The sequence below is a fragment of the Neisseria sicca genome, from assembly GCF_017753665.1.
In the GTDB taxonomy this organism is placed as follows: Bacteria; Pseudomonadota; Gammaproteobacteria; order Burkholderiales; family Neisseriaceae; genus Neisseria; species Neisseria flava.
Genome location: NZ_CP072524.1, coordinates 618,056 through 634,928, shown reverse-complemented (window position 1 = coordinate 634,928; position 16,873 = coordinate 618,056). Strand labels below are relative to the sequence as shown.

12 protein-coding genes and 1 pseudogene are annotated in these 16,873 nt (G+C 50.1%); 11 read left to right on the top strand and 2 right to left on the bottom strand.

What is annotated here, in order from left to right:
• Positions 1-104: 104 nt before the first annotated feature.
• Positions 105-2,678 (bottom strand): ATP-dependent chaperone ClpB, encoded by a 2,574-nt coding sequence (gene clpB, locus J7445_RS03000; RefSeq protein ID WP_070656708.1) that lies wholly within the window; start codon positions 2,676-2,678, stop codon positions 105-107.
• Between the two features lie 259 nt (positions 2,679-2,937).
• On the opposite strand from clpB, the gene trpS reads away from it, so the two are divergent.
• The 5 genes and pseudogenes from trpS to J7445_RS02975 all read left to right on the top strand — a co-directional run bounded on the left by trpS (position 2,938) and on the right by J7445_RS02975 (position 7,362).
• Entirely contained in the window at positions 2,938-3,948 is a 1,011-nt protein-coding gene (gene trpS / locus J7445_RS02995; protein WP_070539253.1) for a tryptophan--tRNA ligase, read from the top strand.
• Positions 3,949-3,978: 30 nt separating this feature from the next.
• Positions 3,979-4,107 (top strand): annotated as a pseudogene (locus tag J7445_RS02990) (IS5/IS1182 family transposase); the annotation flags it as partial.
• A gap of 23 nt (positions 4,108-4,130) precedes the next feature.
• On the top strand, positions 4,131-4,670 hold the full coding sequence (locus tag J7445_RS02985) for a hypothetical protein (protein WP_070656707.1): 540 nt from the start codon (positions 4,131-4,133) through the stop codon (positions 4,668-4,670).
• Positions 4,671-4,687: 17 nt separating this feature from the next.
• Positions 4,688-5,692 carry an adenosine deaminase gene (locus J7445_RS02980; RefSeq protein WP_070656706.1) on the top strand — a complete coding sequence of 335 codons (1,005 nt, stop codon included), beginning with the start codon at positions 4,688-4,690 and terminating at the stop codon, positions 5,690-5,692.
• Positions 5,693-5,838: 146 nt separating this feature from the next.
• The gene (locus J7445_RS02975) at positions 5,839-7,362 is read left to right on the top strand and encodes a phospholipase D family protein (protein WP_070656705.1); all 1,524 of its coding nucleotides are present in this window, start codon (positions 5,839-5,841) and stop codon (positions 7,360-7,362) included.
• A 72-nt stretch (positions 7,363-7,434) separates the two neighbouring features.
• Here J7445_RS02975 and J7445_RS02970 read toward each other — a convergent pair whose 3' ends face one another.
• A complete protein-coding gene (locus J7445_RS02970; protein ID WP_141752069.1) occupies positions 7,435-8,565 on the bottom strand; it encodes a polyamine ABC transporter substrate-binding protein in 1,131 nt (376 codons plus the stop codon).
• A 228-nt stretch (positions 8,566-8,793) separates the two neighbouring features.
• Between J7445_RS02970 and alaS the strand changes: the two genes are divergently transcribed.
• The 6 genes from alaS to ubiU all read left to right on the top strand — a co-directional run bounded on the left by alaS (position 8,794) and on the right by ubiU (position 16,860).
• Complete coding sequence (alaS, locus tag J7445_RS02965; RefSeq protein WP_209283132.1) at positions 8,794-11,688, top strand: alanine--tRNA ligase; 2,895 nt, start codon at positions 8,794-8,796, stop codon at positions 11,686-11,688.
• 85 nt (positions 11,689-11,773) lie between these two features.
• A complete protein-coding gene (dgt, locus tag J7445_RS02960; RefSeq protein ID WP_070539243.1) occupies positions 11,774-13,120 on the top strand; it encodes a dGTP triphosphohydrolase in 1,347 nt (448 codons plus the stop codon).
• Positions 13,113-13,706 carry a primase 1D-like protein gene (locus J7445_RS02955; RefSeq protein WP_070539241.1) on the top strand — a complete coding sequence of 198 codons (594 nt, stop codon included), beginning with the start codon at positions 13,113-13,115 and terminating at the stop codon, positions 13,704-13,706. Before dgt ends, J7445_RS02955 begins: the two co-directional genes overlap by 8 nt.
• Before the next feature lie 230 nt (positions 13,707-13,936).
• The gene (locus J7445_RS02950; RefSeq protein WP_070539239.1) at positions 13,937-14,785 is read left to right on the top strand and encodes a CPBP family intramembrane glutamic endopeptidase; all 849 of its coding nucleotides are present in this window, start codon (positions 13,937-13,939) and stop codon (positions 14,783-14,785) included.
• Positions 14,786-14,963: 178 nt separating this feature from the next.
• Positions 14,964-15,569: a class I SAM-dependent methyltransferase gene (locus J7445_RS02945; RefSeq protein ID WP_070539238.1), complete on the top strand. Its 606-nt coding sequence runs from the start codon at positions 14,964-14,966 to the stop codon at positions 15,567-15,569.
• 283 nt (positions 15,570-15,852) lie between these two features.
• On the top strand, positions 15,853-16,860 hold the full coding sequence (gene ubiU / locus J7445_RS02940) for a ubiquinone anaerobic biosynthesis protein UbiU (protein WP_146736311.1): 1,008 nt from the start codon (positions 15,853-15,855) through the stop codon (positions 16,858-16,860).
• Positions 16,861-16,873: the final 13 nt, after the last annotated feature.

Sequence of the window (16,873 nt, the reverse complement as noted above, 5' to 3'; positions counted from 1 at the left end):
CCGATGTGAAATATCGAAACCCTAAGACGAAAGGTCGTCTGAAAACCCGTAATCAGGTTTTCAGACGACCTTTTTTCATTACTTTATCTCAAACTGCGCTCAAATCAGGCAAACACCAGCTTGCCGCCCTCTTCTTTCACATGAATCGTGCTTTCGGGCGCGTATTTGCCTTCGAGCAGTGCTTTTGCCAGCGGGTTTTCGATTTCCGACTGGATAGCGCGTTTGAGCGGACGTGCGCCGTACACGGGGTCGAAACCGGCTTTGGCAATCAAATCCAAGGCGGCATCGTCCACTTTCAGGTGCAGGTGCTGCGCTTCTAGGCGTTTTTCCAAGCCTTTGAGCTGGATTTTCGCAATGTTGCGGATATTCTCCTGATCCAGTCCGTGGAACACGACCACTTCGTCGATACGGTTGATCATTTCTGGGCGGAAGTAGGCTTTCACTTCTTCCATCACCGCTTCTTTCACGGCTTCGTAATCCTGCGTACCCATTTGTTGGATGTGCTGGCTGCCGATGTTGGAAGTCATGACGATGACGGTATTTTTGAAGTCCACGGTGCGGCCTTGTCCGTCAGTCAGGCGGCCGTCATCCAATACTTGCAAGAGGATGTTGAACACGTCGGGATGGGCTTTTTCCACTTCGTCCAAAAGAATCACGCTGTACGGTTTGCGGCGCACTTGTTCAGTCAGGTAGCCGCCCTCTTCGTAGCCGACATAACCGGGAGGCGCGCCGATCAGGCGGGCAACAGCGTGTTTTTCCATGTATTCGGACATGTCGATACGGATGAGGTGGTCTTCGCTGTCGAACAGGAAGCCTGCCAGGGCTTTGCACAACTCGGTTTTGCCCACGCCGGTCGGGCCTAGGAACAGGAAGCTGCCGTAAGGCTTGTTCGGATCGGCAAGGCCTGAGCGGCTGCGGCGGATGGCGTCGGACACGGCACGCACGGCTTCGTCTTGACCGACCACGCGGCGGTGCAATACTTCTTCCATTTTCAACAATTTATCGCGTTCGCCTTCCATCATTTTGGATACGGGAATGCCGGTCATGCGCGATACGATTTCAGCCACTTCGTCTGCGCCGACTTCGGTACGGAAAAGTTTGTTTTGTTTTTTGCCGTCGGGGTTGCTTTCCGCCGCCTGCAACTGCGCACCCAATTTCGGCAACTCGCCGTATTCGAGTTCGGACGCGCGGGCGAAGTCGCCTTGGCGTTTGGCCTGCTCGATTTTGACTTTGATGTCGTCCATCTGTTTCTTGATGTCGGCGGTGCTGGAAGACGCGGCTTTTTCGGCTTTCCAGATTTCGTCCAAATCGGCGTATTCTTTTTGCAGACCGTCGATTTCCTCGTCTATCAGTTCCAAACGTTTTTTGCTGGCGTCGTCGCTTTCTTTGGCAACGTGCATTTTTTCCATTTTGAGCTGGATGATGCGGCGGTCGAGTTTGTCCATCTGCTCGGGTTTGCTGTCCAGCTCCATTTTGATGCGGCTGGCGGCTTCGTCAATCAAATCAATCGCTTTATCGGGCAGGAAGCGGTCGGTAATGTAGCGGTCGCTCAACTCTGCGGCGGCAACAATGGCGGGGTCGGTAATGTCGATGCCGTGATGGATTTCATAGCGTTCCTGCAAACCGCGCAGGATGGCAATGGTGTCTTCCACGCTAGGTTCACCGACCAATACTTTTTGGAAACGGCGTTCGAGTGCCGCGTCTTTTTCGATGTATTGGCGGTATTCGTCCAAGGTGGTCGCGCCGATGCAATGCAGTTCACCGCGTGCCAAAGCCGGTTTCAACATATTGCCCGCGTCCATCGCGCCGTCGGTTTTGCCCGCGCCGACCAAAGTATGAATTTCGTCGATGAAAATCAGGGTGTTGCCATCGTCTTTCGCCAAGTCGTTCAACACGCCTTTCAAGCGTTCTTCAAATTCGCCGCGGTATTTCGCACCAGCAATCAATGCCGCCAAATCCAAAACTAACAAGCGTTTGTTGCGCAGGGATTCAGGCACTTCGCCATTGACGATGCGTTGCGCCAAACCTTCGACAATGGCGGTTTTACCCACACCCGGCTCACCGATCAGCACAGGGTTGTTTTTAGTGCGGCGTTGCAATACCTGAATCGCGCGGCGGATTTCGTCATCGCGGCCGATAACGGGGTCAAGTTTGCCGTCGCGGGCGCGCTGGGTCAGGTCGAGCGTGTATTTTTTCAGCGCATCGCGTTGGTCTTCGGCATTAGCGTCGTTCACGTTTTGTCCTCCTCGTACCGCGTCAATCGCGGCATTGATGTTTTGTTCGGTCGCACCGGCTTCTTTCAGGATTTTGCCGGTCGCATCGTTCTGCTGCACCAAGGCAAGCAGGAAAAGTTCGCTGGCGATATAGGCATCGCCGCGTTTGGTTGCCGCTTTGTCCATCAGGTTCAACACTGCCTGCAATTCGCGGCTGGGCAGAATATCGCCGCCCTGACCGGACACTTTCGGCAGGCTGTTTAAATGCTGCTGCAAACGCTGCTTCACCTGCGGCACATTCACGCCCGCATGAGCCAAGAGCGCGGCGGCTCCGCTGTTTTGGTCGTCAAGCAGGGCTTTCAGCACGAAGCCTGCTTCCAGATAGCTGCTGTCCGCAGCCAACGCCAAACTCTGAGCTTCTGCAAGGGCTTGTTGGAATTTGGCGGTTAATTTGTCGAATCTCATCTTTAGGTTTCCTTTCTTCTGAAACGAATATCTTTCTAATAAACGCTATATAGTGCCGCCTGTGGATAACTCAAGAGAAAATTTACCAAAATATTAAAAAATATAGTATCAATCTGTTTTTAAAATAGATTAAATCAGAAAAAGCTGTGAATAAGTCGATATGCCCACTATAAAAAGGTCGTCTGAAAACTCGTTGGGAATCAGGTATAATCAATCCCTATTTCATTTCAGACGACCTTGAGCCATTAAGGATATCCCCATGAGCAAGAAACGCGTCCTCACAGGCGTAACCACCACCGGCATCCCGCATCTGGGCAACTACGTCGGCGCCATCCGCCCCGCCGTCCGCGCGGCGCAAAACCCCGATACCGAATCCTTCCTCTTCCTCGCCGACTACCACGGCATCATCAAATGCCACGAGCCGGAGATGATTCACCAATCCACCCAAGCCGTTGCCGCCACTTGGCTTGCCTGCGGACTCGACCCCGAACGCACCACCTTCTACCGCCAAAGCGACATTCCCGAAGTGATGGAATTGAACTGGATTCTGACCTGCATCACCGCCAAAGGTCTGATGAACCGCGCCCACGCCTATAAAGCCGCCGTGCAGGCAAATGTTGAAAACAATCAGGAAGACCCCGATCACGGTGTAGAAATGGGTCTGTACAGCTACCCCATCCTGATGACCGCCGACATCCTCATGTTCAACGCCAACGAAGTGCCCGTCGGCCGCGACCAAATCCAACACGTCGAAATGGCGCGCGACATCGCCGGCCGCTTCAACCACCGCTTCAAAGAAGTCTTCACCCTGCCCGAAGTGAAAATCGACGAAAACGTCGAACTCTTGGTCGGCTTGGACGGACGCAAAATGTCCAAATCCTACGGCAACACCATTCCGCTTTGGGAAAACGACAAGAAAACCCAAAAATCGGTCAACAAAATCATCACCAACATGAAAGAGCCGGGCGAGCCGAAACAACCCGACGAAAGCCCCTTGTTTGAAATCTACAAAGCCTTCTCCACGCCGTCTGAAACCGCAGCGTTCACGCAAATGCTTGCCGAAGGCTTGGCATGGGGCGAAGCCAAAAAACTCTTGGCCGCCAAAATCAACGCCGAGCTGGCAGAACCGCGCGAACGCTACAACGAGCTGACCGCCAATCCTTCGCAAATCGAAGACATCCTGCAGGCAGGTGCCACCAAAGCGCGCAAAGAAGCGCGCGAACTGCTGAACCAAGTACGCGACGCCGTCGGCATCCGCCCATTGAAGTAAATCTCAAAAGGTCGTCTGAAAAAGCAGTCTGCTTATAGTGGATTAAATTTAAATCAGGACAAGGCGACGAAGCCGCAGACAGTACAGATAGTATGGCAAGGCAAGGCAACGCCGTACTGGTTTAAAGTTAATCCACTATATATTTCAGACGACCTTTTCCTGTTTAGAACAAGGAATATCCGATGAAAGCCTTTCCAATTCTCTTATCCGCCCTTTTGCTCGCAGCCTGCGGCAAATCCGAAGCCCCTGCCGAGCCTGCACAAAATGCCGCCGAAGCCGCGCCAAAGCCCGTATTTAAAGTCAAATACATCGACGACAACGCCATCGCAGGCTTAGACTTAGGACAAAGCAGCGAAGGCAAAACCAACGACAACAAAAAACAAATCAGCTATCCGATTAACGGCTTGTCCGAACAAAACGTCATCCGGCTGATCGGCAACCACCCCAACGATTTGGAAGTCATCAGCGGCAAATGTATGGAAACCGGCGACAAAGGCGAGCCTTTGGGCTGGACTGAAAACGGCAAATGCCATGCCTTATTTGCCAAACTGGTCGGCAACATCGCCGAAGATAGCGGCAAACTGACCGGCTACCTCCTCTCTCATGCCGCCCTGCAACCGTATCAGGCGGGTAAAAGCGGTTATGCCGCCGTTCAAAACGGCCGCTATATCCTTGAAGTGGACAGCGAAGGAATGTTCTTCTTCCGCCGCCGCCATTATTGACCGAGCGAGTACCGTCCATGTCCGTCCACGCCTTAATCCGCGCCCGGCCTAAAGCCGAATTGCATGTCCATATCGAAGGCACGTTCGAGCCGGAATTGATGTTCGCCATCGCCGAACGCAACGGCGTTTCCATTCCCTATGCGGATGTGGACGCCGTGCACCGCGCTTACGATTTTCACAACCTCCAGTCCTTCCTTGATATTTACTACGCAGCAGCGGCGGTCTTGCTCCACGAACAGGATTTCTACGACCTGACCACCGCTTATTTCGCCCACTGCCGCGAGGACAACGTCGTCCACACTGAAATCTTCTTCGACCCGCAAACCCATACTGCGCGCGGCGTAGCGTTTGAAACCGTCATCAACGGCATTACCCGCGCCCGCCTGGAAACGCAGGAAAAATGGGGTATTTCCAGCAGGCTGATTATGTGTTTCCTGCGGCATTTGAGCGAAGAATCCGCGTTTGAAACGCTTGCCCAAGCGCAGCCTTTCAGACGACATATCGACGGCATCGGACTGGATTCGGGCGAACTCGGCAACCCACCTTCAAAATTCGAGCGCGTCTTCGCCCAAGCCTGCGCACAAGGCTTTCCCGCTGTCGCCTATGCCGGCGAAGAAGGCCCGCCCGAATACGTTTGGGAAGCGTTGGATTTACTGAAAGTCGTCCGCATCGACCACGGCGTACGCTCCGAAGAAGACGAAACCCTTATGCAACTTCTGATTGCCGAACAAATGCCCCTGACCGTCTGTCCATTGAGCAACCTCAAACTCAAAGTCGTCAGCGACCTGTCCCGACACAACCTGCGTCGTATGCTTGAGCGTGGCGTATTGGTTACCGTCAATTCAGACGACCCCGCCTATTTCGGCGGCTACCTCAACCAAAATTTCATCGAACTTGCCGATGCATTGGGTTTGAATGAAGCAGACATCCGCACATTGTGCAAAAACTCGTTCAAAGCCTCGTTTTTAAGTAAGGAAGAAAAAGCAAAACGGTACGCCGAAATCGACAACGTCCATGTTTAAACACGAAGCTGACCTGAAAAAGCAATCCGGCCGGCTTTTTTCTCGGTTAAAATGCGAACCGTATAAACATCGAACTTCTTTTCAGACGACCCTTCTAAATAAAAATACCGTTTTAGCGCAGAAGGTCGTCTGAAACACCCTCAAGAATGAAAAAAATCCATCTCATCCTTATGCTTCCGGTTTTTCTAACAGGTTGCGCCGGTCTGCCCTCACTGGAAGAGCGCCCTGAGAGCCACTATCTGGACATCCGTTCCGCCCCACGCATGGATGCCCTGCTCAATACCGCCACTGCCAAAACCAGCGGCGATATTTCCAATGTCTATCTGCTCAACGACGCACACGAAGCCTTCGTCGCCCGCGCCGCCCTGATTGAAGTCGCCGACCACACCCTAGACCTCCAATACTACATCTGGCACAACGACCTCTCCGGCAAGCTCATGTTCAACCTGATCCACCGTGCCGCCGAACGCGGCGTACGCGTGCGACTGCTACTTGACGACAACAACACCAACGGGCTGGACAACGTCCTGCTCGCCCTCGACAGCCATCCCAATATCGAAATCCGCCTGTTCAACCCCTTCGTCCGCCGCAAATGGCGCGCGCTCGGCTATTTGACCGACTTCCCGCGTCTCAACCGCCGGATGCACAACAAATCCTTTACCGCCGACAACCGCGCCACCATCCTCGGCGGGCGCAATATCGGCGACGAATATTTCAAAGTCGGTGAAGACACCATCTTTGCCGACCTCGACATCCTCGCCACCGGCCGCGTCGTGCCCGAAGTTTCCCAAGACTTCGACCGCTATTGGGCAAGCCATTCCTCCTACACTGTCGCCAGCATCATCAAAAAAGGCGATATCGAAAAAGGCTTTCAAGAGCTGGGTTACAACGACAAAGACAAAAACGAAACCCTCAGCCGTTACCGCAGCAACATCGAAAATTCCGAACTCTATAAAAAAATGCAGAGCAACAGCATAGACTGGCAAAGCGTCCATACCCGCCTGATCAGCGACGATCCCGCCAAAGGGCTGGACCGCGACCGCCACAAACCGCCCATTTTTGACCGCATGCAGGACGCCCTGAAAACGCCCGAAAAAAGCGTTTATCTCGTTTCGCCCTATTTCGTTCCCACCAAATCAGGCGTGCGCGCGCTTGACCAACTCGTCAAATACGGCGTAGACGTCACCGTCCTGACCAACTCACTCCAAGCAACCGATGTCGCTGCCGTCCATTCGGGCTACGTCAAATACCGCAAACCCCTGCTCAAAGCCGGTGTCAAACTCTACGAGCTGCAACCCAACCACGCCGTCCCCACCACCAAAGACCGCGGCTTGACCGGCAGCTCCGCTACCAGCCTGCACGCCAAGACCTTCATCGTGGACGAAAAACGCGTCTTCATCGGCTCATTCAATCTCGACCCGCGCTCTGCCAGACTCAACACCGAAATGGGCGTCGTCCTCGAAAGTCCCAAAATCGCAGGCGAAATGCAGCGCACCCTCGTCAATACCACCCCCAAATACGCCTATCAGGTCACCCTCGACAAATACAACAAACTTCACTGGTACGACCCCACCACTCAAAAAACCTACTCCACCGAGCCGGAAGCCAAATTTTGGAAACGCGTTACCTCCAAAATCCTCTCCATCCTGCCGATAGAAGGATTGCTGTAAAACCCAAACAAAAGGTCGTCTGAAAACCTCTATTTCAAGTTTTCAGACGACCTTTAATCCATCCGTATCAAATTATTTACCGGCTTTCACGCCCTGCCATTGGCGGACCATGAATTTCAAAATGGTGGGCTGGATAGGAACCATGATGAAGCTGTTTTTCAAATCTTCGTCGCTAGGGAAAATGGTGCGGTCGTCCCTGAACTCGGCTTCCATCAATTCGCGTGCGGGTTTGCTGGAAGGGGCGTAGGTAACGAAATTGCCGTTTTTCGCGGCGACTTCGGGGTCGAGAAAGTCGTTGATGTATTTATGGGCGTTGGCGACGTTCTTCGCATCTTTCGGGATAACGAAGGAGTCCACCCAAATCCCTACGCCTTCTTTGGGCATCATGACGCGGATTTTTTCTTTGCCGCCTGCTTCTTCGGCGCGCCGTCTGGCGATGTTCAAGTCGCCGCCGAAACCGATGGTGACGCAGGTGTCGCCGCGCGCCAAGTCGTCGATGAAGCCGGACGAGGTAAAGCGTTTGATGTTGGGACGGTTTTTCTTGAGCAACTCGGTTGCTGCTTTGATGTCTTCGGTATCGTTGCTGTTGGGGTTTTTACCCATGTAGTTCAACACCATAGGATAGATTTCCGCCGCGCTGTCCAAGTAGCTGATGCCGCATTGTTTGAGCTTGGATGTGTATTCGGGGTTGAACACCAAATCCCATTGGTTGTCCGGCAGTTTGTCCGTGCCTAAGGCTTTTTTCACGCGCTCGGTATTGATGGCGAAGGTATTCGTTCCCCAATAAAACGGAACGGCGTATTCGTGGCTCGGATCGACGCCTTCCATCAGCTTCATCAGTTCGGGATTGAGGTTTTTATAGTTGGGAATCAGGGATTTGTCGATTTTTTGATAAGCCCCCGCCTTAATCTGCCTGCCGACGAAGGTATTGGATGGGCCGACGATGTCGTAGCCCGATTTTCCGGTCAATACTTTGCTTTCCAGCGTCTCATCGCTGTCGTACACGTCGTAAGTTACCTTGATACCGTTTTTCTTTTCAAAATCGGCAACGGTTTCAGGATCGACGTATTCCGACCAGTTGTAAATCCTCAATACATTTTGGTTTCCCGCCTGACCCGCTTTATCGGAGGCATTCTTGTCTGAACCTCCGCAGGCGGCGAGCATGACGGCGGTTAGGGCGATAAGTGGCAGATGTTTGGTCATTATCATTCCTTGCATATCGGGTGGAAGGGAAAGTAAGGGATTATAAATCAGGCACGCACTATCTGATAGCAATTTCCATTGAGGCAATAGTCGGAAGGTCGTCTGAAAGTCCCTGATTCAATAGCTAGAAACAAGGTTTTGCGGTAATATAGCACCCATTTTCTTTTCACAATTACATACGGCCGGGAAGGTCGTCTGAAACCTTTTTAGTAGAGACATCGAAACATCATGAAAACCTCCGAACTACGCCAAAAATTCCTAAAATTCTTCGAATCCAAAGGCCACACCATCGTCCGATCCTCTTCGCTCGTGCCGCACGACGACCCGACGCTGCTGTTTACCAACGCGGGTATGAACCAGTTTAAAGACGTATTCCTCGGCTTTGACAAACGCCCATACAACCGCGCCACCACCGCGCAAAAATGCGTGCGCGCAGGCGGCAAACACAACGACTTGGAAAACGTCGGCTACACCGCCCGCCACCACACCTTTTTTGAAATGATGGGCAACTTTTCCTTCGGCGACTACTTCAAACGCGACGCCATCCACTTCGCTTGGGAATTCCTCACTTCCCCCGAATGGCTGAATCTGCCCAAAGACAAACTCTTGGCGACCGTGTATGCCGAAGACGACGAAGCCTACAACATCTGGCTGAACGAAATCGGTATGCCTGCCGAGCGCATCGTCCGCATCGGCGACAACAAAGGCGCGAAATACGCGTCCGACAACTTCTGGCAGATGGGCGATACCGGTCCCTGCGGCCCGTGCTCCGAAATTTTCTACGACCACGGCGAAGAAATCTGGGGCGGCATTCCGGGCAGTCCTGAAGAAGACGGCGACCGCTGGATTGAAATTTGGAACTGCGTGTTCATGCAGTTCAACCGCGACGAGCAAGGCAACATGAACCCGCTGCCCAAGCCGTCCGTCGATACCGGCATGGGCTTGGAGCGCATGGCGGCCGTAATGCAGCACGTCCACAGCAACTACGAAATCGACCTGTTCCAAGACCTGCTCAAAGCCGTTGCCCGCGAAACCGGCGCGCCGTTCAGCATGGACGAACCCAGCCTGAAAGTCGTTGCCGACCACATCCGCTCTTGCTCCTTCCTGATTGCCGACGGCGTGATGCCGTCCAACGAAGGCCGCGGCTATGTACTGCGCCGCATCATCCGCCGCGCCGTGCGCCACGGTTACAAACTCGGTCAGAAACAGGCGTTTTTCTACAAACTCGTGCCCGATTTGGTGAAAGCGATGGGCGGTGCATATCCCGAGTTGAAAGAAAAACAAACGCAGATTATGGAAGCCCTGCGCGCGGAAGAAAGCCGCTTCGGCGAAACGCTGGAAAAAGGCATGGGTTTGTTTAACCAAGTGTTCAACGGCATGAAATTCCTGAAACTGGAAAGCCTGCTGCCGCAAGATGGTGCGGGCAAACCGTTGGCATTGAAAACCGCAGAGGGTGTGGAATTTACCGCCGCTTCCCGTGCCGCTCCAGGCAAAAAGCAAATCGTTATCCGTCCCCGAGTTTCAGGCAGCCTGAACGAAGGCATGTATATCGATTTGCAGGCTGCTTTGGAAACTGCCCATATTCCCGACGCGGAAAAACCGTTTGCCGAAGCCTTGAATGCCTATTTGATGGACAACATTGCCAACAGCAAACTCGTTATCGGCGGCGAACACATCTTCAAACTCTACGACACCTACGGCTTCCCCTACGACCTGACCGCCGACATGGCGCGCGAATTGGGTATCGATTTGGATGAAGAAGGCTTCAACCGCGAAATGGAAGCCCAACGCGCCCGCGCCCGCGCTGCGCAAAACTTCAAAGCCAACGCACAACTGGACTACACAGGCGCGGACACCGAGTTTACCGGCTACGAAAAACGCAGCCAAGACACCAAAATCATCGCCTTATATAAAGGCAGCGAAGCCGTGGACGAACTCCAAGCAGGCGAAGCCGGCGTGGTCGTTCTGGAACAAACCCCGTTCTACGCCGAAAGCGGCGGCCAAGTCGGCGACGTAGGCTTTATCTTCGCAGGCGAAAACCGCTTCCGCGTGGAAGACACGCAGAAAATCAAAGCCGCCGTACACGGACAATTCGGCGCAGTCGTATCAGGCCGTCTGAAAGTCGGCGATGCCGTATCCGCCGAAATCGACAACGACATCCGCAACAGCATCATGCGCAACCACAGCGTTACCCACCTGATGCACAAAGCCCTGCGCGATGTTTTGGGCACGCACGTCGAACAAAAAGGCAGCCTGCAAAACGCCGAGCTGACCCGCTTCGACATCTCCCACACGCAAGGCATCAGCGCGGAAGAAATCGCCGAAGTCGAACGCCGCGTCAACGCCGCGATTATCGCCAACGTGCCCGTCAAAGTCGAAACCATGTCCATTGAAGACGCGCAAAAATCAGGCGCAGTCATGCTCTTCGGCGAAAAATACGGCGACTTCGTCCGCGTCATCACCATGGGCGACTACTCCATCGAACTGTGCGGCGGCACCCACGTCGCCCGCACCGGCGACATCGGCTTCTTCAAAATCATCAGCGAAGGCGGCATCGCCGCAGGCATCCGCCGTGTAGAAGCCATCACAGGCCAAGCCGCGCTGGCATGGGCGCAAAACCAAGAAAGCCTGATGAAAAACATCATCGCCGAAGTCAAAGCCCAAACCGAAAAAGACGTACTCGCCAAAATCCAAGCCAACGCCGCAAACACCAAAGCCTTGGAAAAAGAGTTGGCAAAAGCCAAAGCCGAACTCGCCGTCCACGCAGGCGCCAAACTCTTGGATAACGCGAAAGACTTGGGCGCAGCCAAACTCGTCGCCGCCCAAATCGAAGCCGACGCAGCCGCCCTGCGCGAAATCGTTACCGATTTAACCGGCAAATCCGACAACGCCGTGATTCTTTTGGCGGCAGTGAACGACGGCAAAGTCTCCCTGTGCGCAGGCGTATCCAAACCGCTGACAAACAAAGTGAAAGCCGGCGATTTGGTCAAATTCGCAGCCGAACAAGTCGGCGGCAAAGGCGGCGGTAGACCGGATTTGGCGCAAGCGGGGGGAGCAGATGCTGCGAAACTGCCTGAAATGCTGGAAAGCGTGGAAGGTTGGGTAAGCAGCAAGCTGGTTTGATGAGTAATATGTAGGTACAAAGAAGGTCGTCTGAAAATATTGCAGATGACCTAATTTACTTTTACTTAATTTTGGAAAATTAAACATGGATGATTTTTCTAAGTTATTTAATTTAATATCAGATAAGCGCTTAAGAGAATCAAAATCAGAACGTGCTCAAGATAGTGATATTGTAATTGCATCAGAGAGTGATAAATCTCGTGTAATTAATGCATCAGCTTTCCGCAGATTACAACAAAAAGCACAGGTATTTTCTCTTGAGACAAATGCATCTGTCAGAACTAGATTAACCCACTCTATAGAAGTATCTCAAATAGGACGTTATCTAGCTCAAGAAATTATTCGTCTTATGTCTAAAGATTCTGATATTTCCTATGAAAAAAAGTTGGCTTTTAGCAATATCATTGAAACAGCATGTTTATTGCATGATATAGGTAACCCTCCTTTTGGTCATTTGGGAGAAGCTGCAATTCGTAGATGGTTCAAGAAAAAACAGAAGCAGCTGAAGAAAGGGTCGAATATTTATGAAGAATTAATAAAATTTGATGGTAATGCTCAAGGTTTTCGTTTAATAACATATTTGAGTGGTGCTGATGAGTATGGATTAAATTTAACAGCAAGCACAATATTAGCTTTTGTAAAATATCCATTTATTAACAAAGATAAAGGGTTGTTTAAAGCTGATTATCAATTTTCATATAAGGTTGCCTGTAAAAAATTAGAGTGGAAAGAAGGAGTTAAATTTCCTTTGGCGATAATAATGGATCTTGCTGATGAGATTTCATATTGCATGAGTGATTTAGAGGATGGATTGGAAAAAAGAGTTATTTCTCCATATGATTTATATATGGAGTTCAAAGATATTGGATACTTAGAACCTAAAGAAGAGGATATGTATCCATATCCATTCATTACCTTTAAAACCAAATTAATTAATAAATGTGTACAGGAAATTGCTCAAAAATTTGTTGATAATATTGGAAATATTGTAGAAGGAGAAATGATAGAAATACCAATAGATGATAATGATGTTAGAGAAAAATATTTAGGTAGAATAAAGAAATTTGCAAGGAAAAGAATTTACTCTGATAGGAAGATAGAATTAGTTGAATTAGCAGGTGCAAAGATTATTGAAGGTCTCTTAGAGGAGTATGAACCGCTCTTGGATATGGAAGAAAATAATTTTAGTCAATTAATTAATGGTGAAAAAGGTAAAGAATATCCATTTGAATTTCGATTAATTAATACAATTCCTAAAAATTATATAAAGAAATATCAAAAATCCATGGATTATTATAGAGCAAAGCGTACAGACACTCCTAGTGAGAAATCTGTTCGTGCTCAGCTATTGGTAGATTTTATCTCTGGTATGACAGATGACTTCGCACTGGAGCAATATCAATTTCTGAAAGGTATCAAATTACATGATTGATAATCATCCATTTTTTACTATATATGATGATTTCTTAATGAAAAAAAAGAAAGCATTAAAAGAGTATACTTTTCATTTCAGTAAATATATTTATATTCCAGATTCAATTAATGATGAAAGAGAACATTTCATCATAAAAGGAGATGAATTTACAAGGGAAAGAATTCAATCAGAAATTGCTTCATTAAACAGAGATGAAGAGTTAGCCTTTCATTCAACGATAGAAATAAGTAATAAAAAATATCATTTCCCCTTTATTGATTTTTCAATTTCCATCGATAATTGGAATTTTGACAGAGATTTTATTAGATTAAAGCGAATTATTCCAAAAGCTCATGAGATTATTTTGTTCAATAGTGGGCGGTCCTTGCATGGATATTCACTAAAATTATTAACACAGAAAGAATGGATTGATTTTATGGGGCGATTACTACTTATCGACTTACCAAAGAATCCTCACAAAATTATTGATTCTAGATGGATTGGACATAGATTAATGGGCAGATACAGCTCCTTGAGATGGTCAAATAATTCTGGAAAATATTTGACTGAACCATTTAGAATCAGCAAACTATCGCAAACGTAGCTTGGATCATAACCCAACTAAACTTTCATATTGCCTCTAATATCGAAGGTCGTCTGAGAAATAATTTTCAGACAACCTCTCTATCAAAAGCAGCCTGCACTTTCAAAAATCGAAGTGCAGGCTGCTTTTCACGATGATTGGAAAAACCGCGCAATATTTTTATACTGTACGTCATCCAGCAATCCGTAGCCTGCACCCGCCCACTTATTTACTGAACGAACAGGAATAACATGCAGAACCTCTCTTCAGAAAAACCGACAACCGATTATTCGCATCCGTGGCAATACTTTCTACTGGTGTACGCTTTGAGCGCACCGTTTTGGCTGCTGTCTTTGTTTCTCAAACACAGTCCTCTGCCTGATAATCTGCCGCTGACCGACATCGGCGCGGCGCTCACCCCAACGGTTGCCGCCGCGTTACTGCGTTACTGCGAGGGTGGAATGGCAGCGGTGCGCGGACTGTTTGGACGTGTGTTTGACTACGGGCGGATAAAGCATTCTGCCTATTTTTGGATGGCGATACTGATTTTCCCACTACTTTATCTGCTGACTTATGTCGCGATACGTCAAACAGGACAAACCATACCCGCCTTATCCGTATCGTTTGCGCCGCTTGCTGGTGCGTTCGTCATGTTCTTTATTGCGGCAGTTGCCGAGGAATTGGGCTATGCCGCCTACGCTACGGAAAGTCTGCAACGGCGTTTTACTCCGCTCATTACGGCGCTGATCATTGGGGTGCCGTGGGCATTGTGGCATTTGCCGTCCATGATTGCCGTGGGGCAGTCTGCCGAACTGATCGCATGGGGGCTGGCAGGGACGGTTGCCGTGAGGATTATCTATGTATGGCTGTATAACGGCAGCGGCGGCTCGGTATTTGTATTGATTGCGTGCCACACGGTTGCCAATACTGCGCGTACAGGCTTTCCGGGCGGACGGGCGGCATATGAAAACAGCGACGGCATGATTCCATACGGAATTATCATCATTGCGGCGGTAATCGTGATGGTGTTTTGGCGTAAGGCGATGTGTTCATTTCATGGCAAGCAAACGGAGCTTGGGTTATATATCCAACGGAACTGAATATCAAAGGTCGTCTGAAAAATAATTTTCAGACGACCTCTTTCTATAAAAAGCAGCCTGAACGTTCAAAAATCGAAGTGCAGGCTGCTTTTTGCGATGATTGGAAAAAACGCGCACTATTTTTATACTGTATATTGTACAGACACAATGCAAAACAACATTACCCCAAGGAATCCCCATGTTTAAGACGCTCAAAAGCATTTGGCAGGGACTCACGCAAAAAGGCAAAATCTTCCCGCATCAACTTGCATTCACGCTGCTGATTCCTTTGCGCAACTGGGCACTTTCGCCGCAACAAATCGTACAACGGCTGCACCTTGCGCCGCATCACCGCATTTTGGAAGTGGGCTTCGAGGCGGGTTATTTCAGCCCGACACTGGCGCAGTCAGTTCCGCAAGGACGATTGGTGGCGGCGGATATACAGCCGGAAATGTTGGCTTATACCGAAAAACGTTTGCGTCGTCGGCATATCGACAATGTAGATTATTATCTGTGCGACGGTACGCATTTTGATTTTCCCGATCAATCGTTTGACCACATTATGCTAATTACCGTGTTGGGCGAAGTCGCCAACCAAGCCGAGTATTTGGCAGAGTTCCGCAGGCTGCTTTGTCCTAACGGGTTGCTGTCGGTTTCCGAAACGGCAGGCGATTCTGATAAACCAAGCCGCGCCGAATTACGCAAGTTGATGCGGCAAAACGGGTTTGATGTGGCAGACGAATATGGCAGCGAACGAAATTTCACTTTGAATTTTAAAGCAAGCAGCCGTCTGCCTCCCGCCTAGATAAAGGTCGTCTGAAACAGGTTTCAGACGACCTTTTTATTGTAAAAATCTATAAATTTAATAGATAATAACTAATCTCATATTATCAAGCTAGAAAAGATAACCCGCTGATTAACTTGATATTTGATATGGTTAAATTATGTTAACCAAAACATACGCTATCCAAACCTGATTTCACAGTTGATTTAAATCATAATATCTTGTGTCCAAATCTCTAAAATATCCGAAATCATACTAGATATTGATTTTCGAATAACAAACTGTAAGAGTCGAGGAACGCAAAATGCCGAAAATCCCTGAGTTGGTTTGTCCCGCCGGCAATCTGCCTGCTTTGAAGACGGCGGTGGACAATGGCGCGGACACGGTTTATATGGGGCTGAAAGATGCGACGAATGCGCGCAATTTTCCGGGGCTGAATTTCGATATGAAATCGGCGCAGGAAGGGGTGACTTACGCTCATGCGCGCGGCCGCAATGTGCTGATGGCCATCAATACTTTTGCCCAGGCGGGGCAAATCGAGCGGTGGCATCGGGCTGTCGATACGGCGGTGCAACTGGGGGCGGACGCGATAATCGTCGCCGATCCTGCGATTATGGCTTATGCCGCCGAGCGTCATCCTAATTTGAGGCTGCACATGTCGGTGCAGGGTTCGGCGACCAATTATGAAGCCATCAATATGATGAAGGAACTGTTCGGCATCCGTCGTGCCGTGCTGCCGCGCGTTTTGACGGTCGATCAGGTCAAACATGTGATTGACAATACGGATGTGGAAATCGAAGTGTTCGGTTTCGGCAGTTTGTGCGTCATGGTGGAAGGGCGCTGCATTTTATCGAGTTATGCGACGGGCGAATCGCCGAATATGCAGGGCGTGTGTTCGCCGGCGAAGGCGGTGCGCTGGGAGCAGCTTCCCGACCGTATGAACGTGCGGCTGAATCAGGTGCTAATCGACCAGTACAAACCGGACGAACCGGCCGGTTATCCGACCCTGTGCAAAGGTCGTTTCGAGGTAAACGACGAAACGTATTACGCGCTGGAGGAACCGACCAGCCTGAATGTTTTGGAAATGTTGCCCGAACTCATCAAAATCGGTGTATCCGCCATTAAAATCGAAGGCCGCCAGCGCAGCCCGATGTACACGGCGCAGGTAACCAAATCGCTGCGGCAGGCTTTGGACGCGGCCGCTGCCGATCCGGCACATTTCAAAGTCAATCCGGTGTGGAATAATGCGCTGAGCAAGGTTTCGGAAGGTCATCAGACGACCTTGGGCGCATACAGCCGTCCGTGGAAATAAGGGGGGAGGGAAA

Coding starts and splice junctions, on each gene's coding strand:
- clpB (WP_070656708.1), bottom strand. CDS start 2,678: ATGAGATTCGACAAATTAACCGCCAAATTCCAACAAGCCCTTGCAGAA.
- J7445_RS02975 (WP_070656705.1), top strand. CDS start 5,839: ATGAAAAAAATCCATCTCATCCTTATGCTTCCGGTTTTTCTAACAGGT.
- trpS (WP_070539253.1), top strand. CDS start 2,938: ATGAGCAAGAAACGCGTCCTCACAGGCGTAACCACCACCGGCATCCCG.
- J7445_RS02980 (WP_070656706.1), top strand. CDS start 4,688: ATGTCCGTCCACGCCTTAATCCGCGCCCGGCCTAAAGCCGAATTGCAT.
- dgt (WP_070539243.1), top strand. CDS start 11,774: ATGGATGATTTTTCTAAGTTATTTAATTTAATATCAGATAAGCGCTTA.
- J7445_RS02950 (WP_070539239.1), top strand. CDS start 13,937: ATGCAGAACCTCTCTTCAGAAAAACCGACAACCGATTATTCGCATCCG.
- J7445_RS02985 (WP_070656707.1), top strand. CDS start 4,131: ATGAAAGCCTTTCCAATTCTCTTATCCGCCCTTTTGCTCGCAGCCTGC.
- J7445_RS02955 (WP_070539241.1), top strand. CDS start 13,113: ATGATTGATAATCATCCATTTTTTACTATATATGATGATTTCTTAATG.
- J7445_RS02970 (WP_141752069.1), bottom strand. CDS start 8,565: ATGACCAAACATCTGCCACTTATCGCCCTAACCGCCGTCATGCTCGCC.
- alaS (WP_209283132.1), top strand. CDS start 8,794: ATGAAAACCTCCGAACTACGCCAAAAATTCCTAAAATTCTTCGAATCC.
- ubiU (WP_146736311.1), top strand. CDS start 15,853: ATGCCGAAAATCCCTGAGTTGGTTTGTCCCGCCGGCAATCTGCCTGCT.
- J7445_RS02945 (WP_070539238.1), top strand. CDS start 14,964: ATGTTTAAGACGCTCAAAAGCATTTGGCAGGGACTCACGCAAAAAGGC.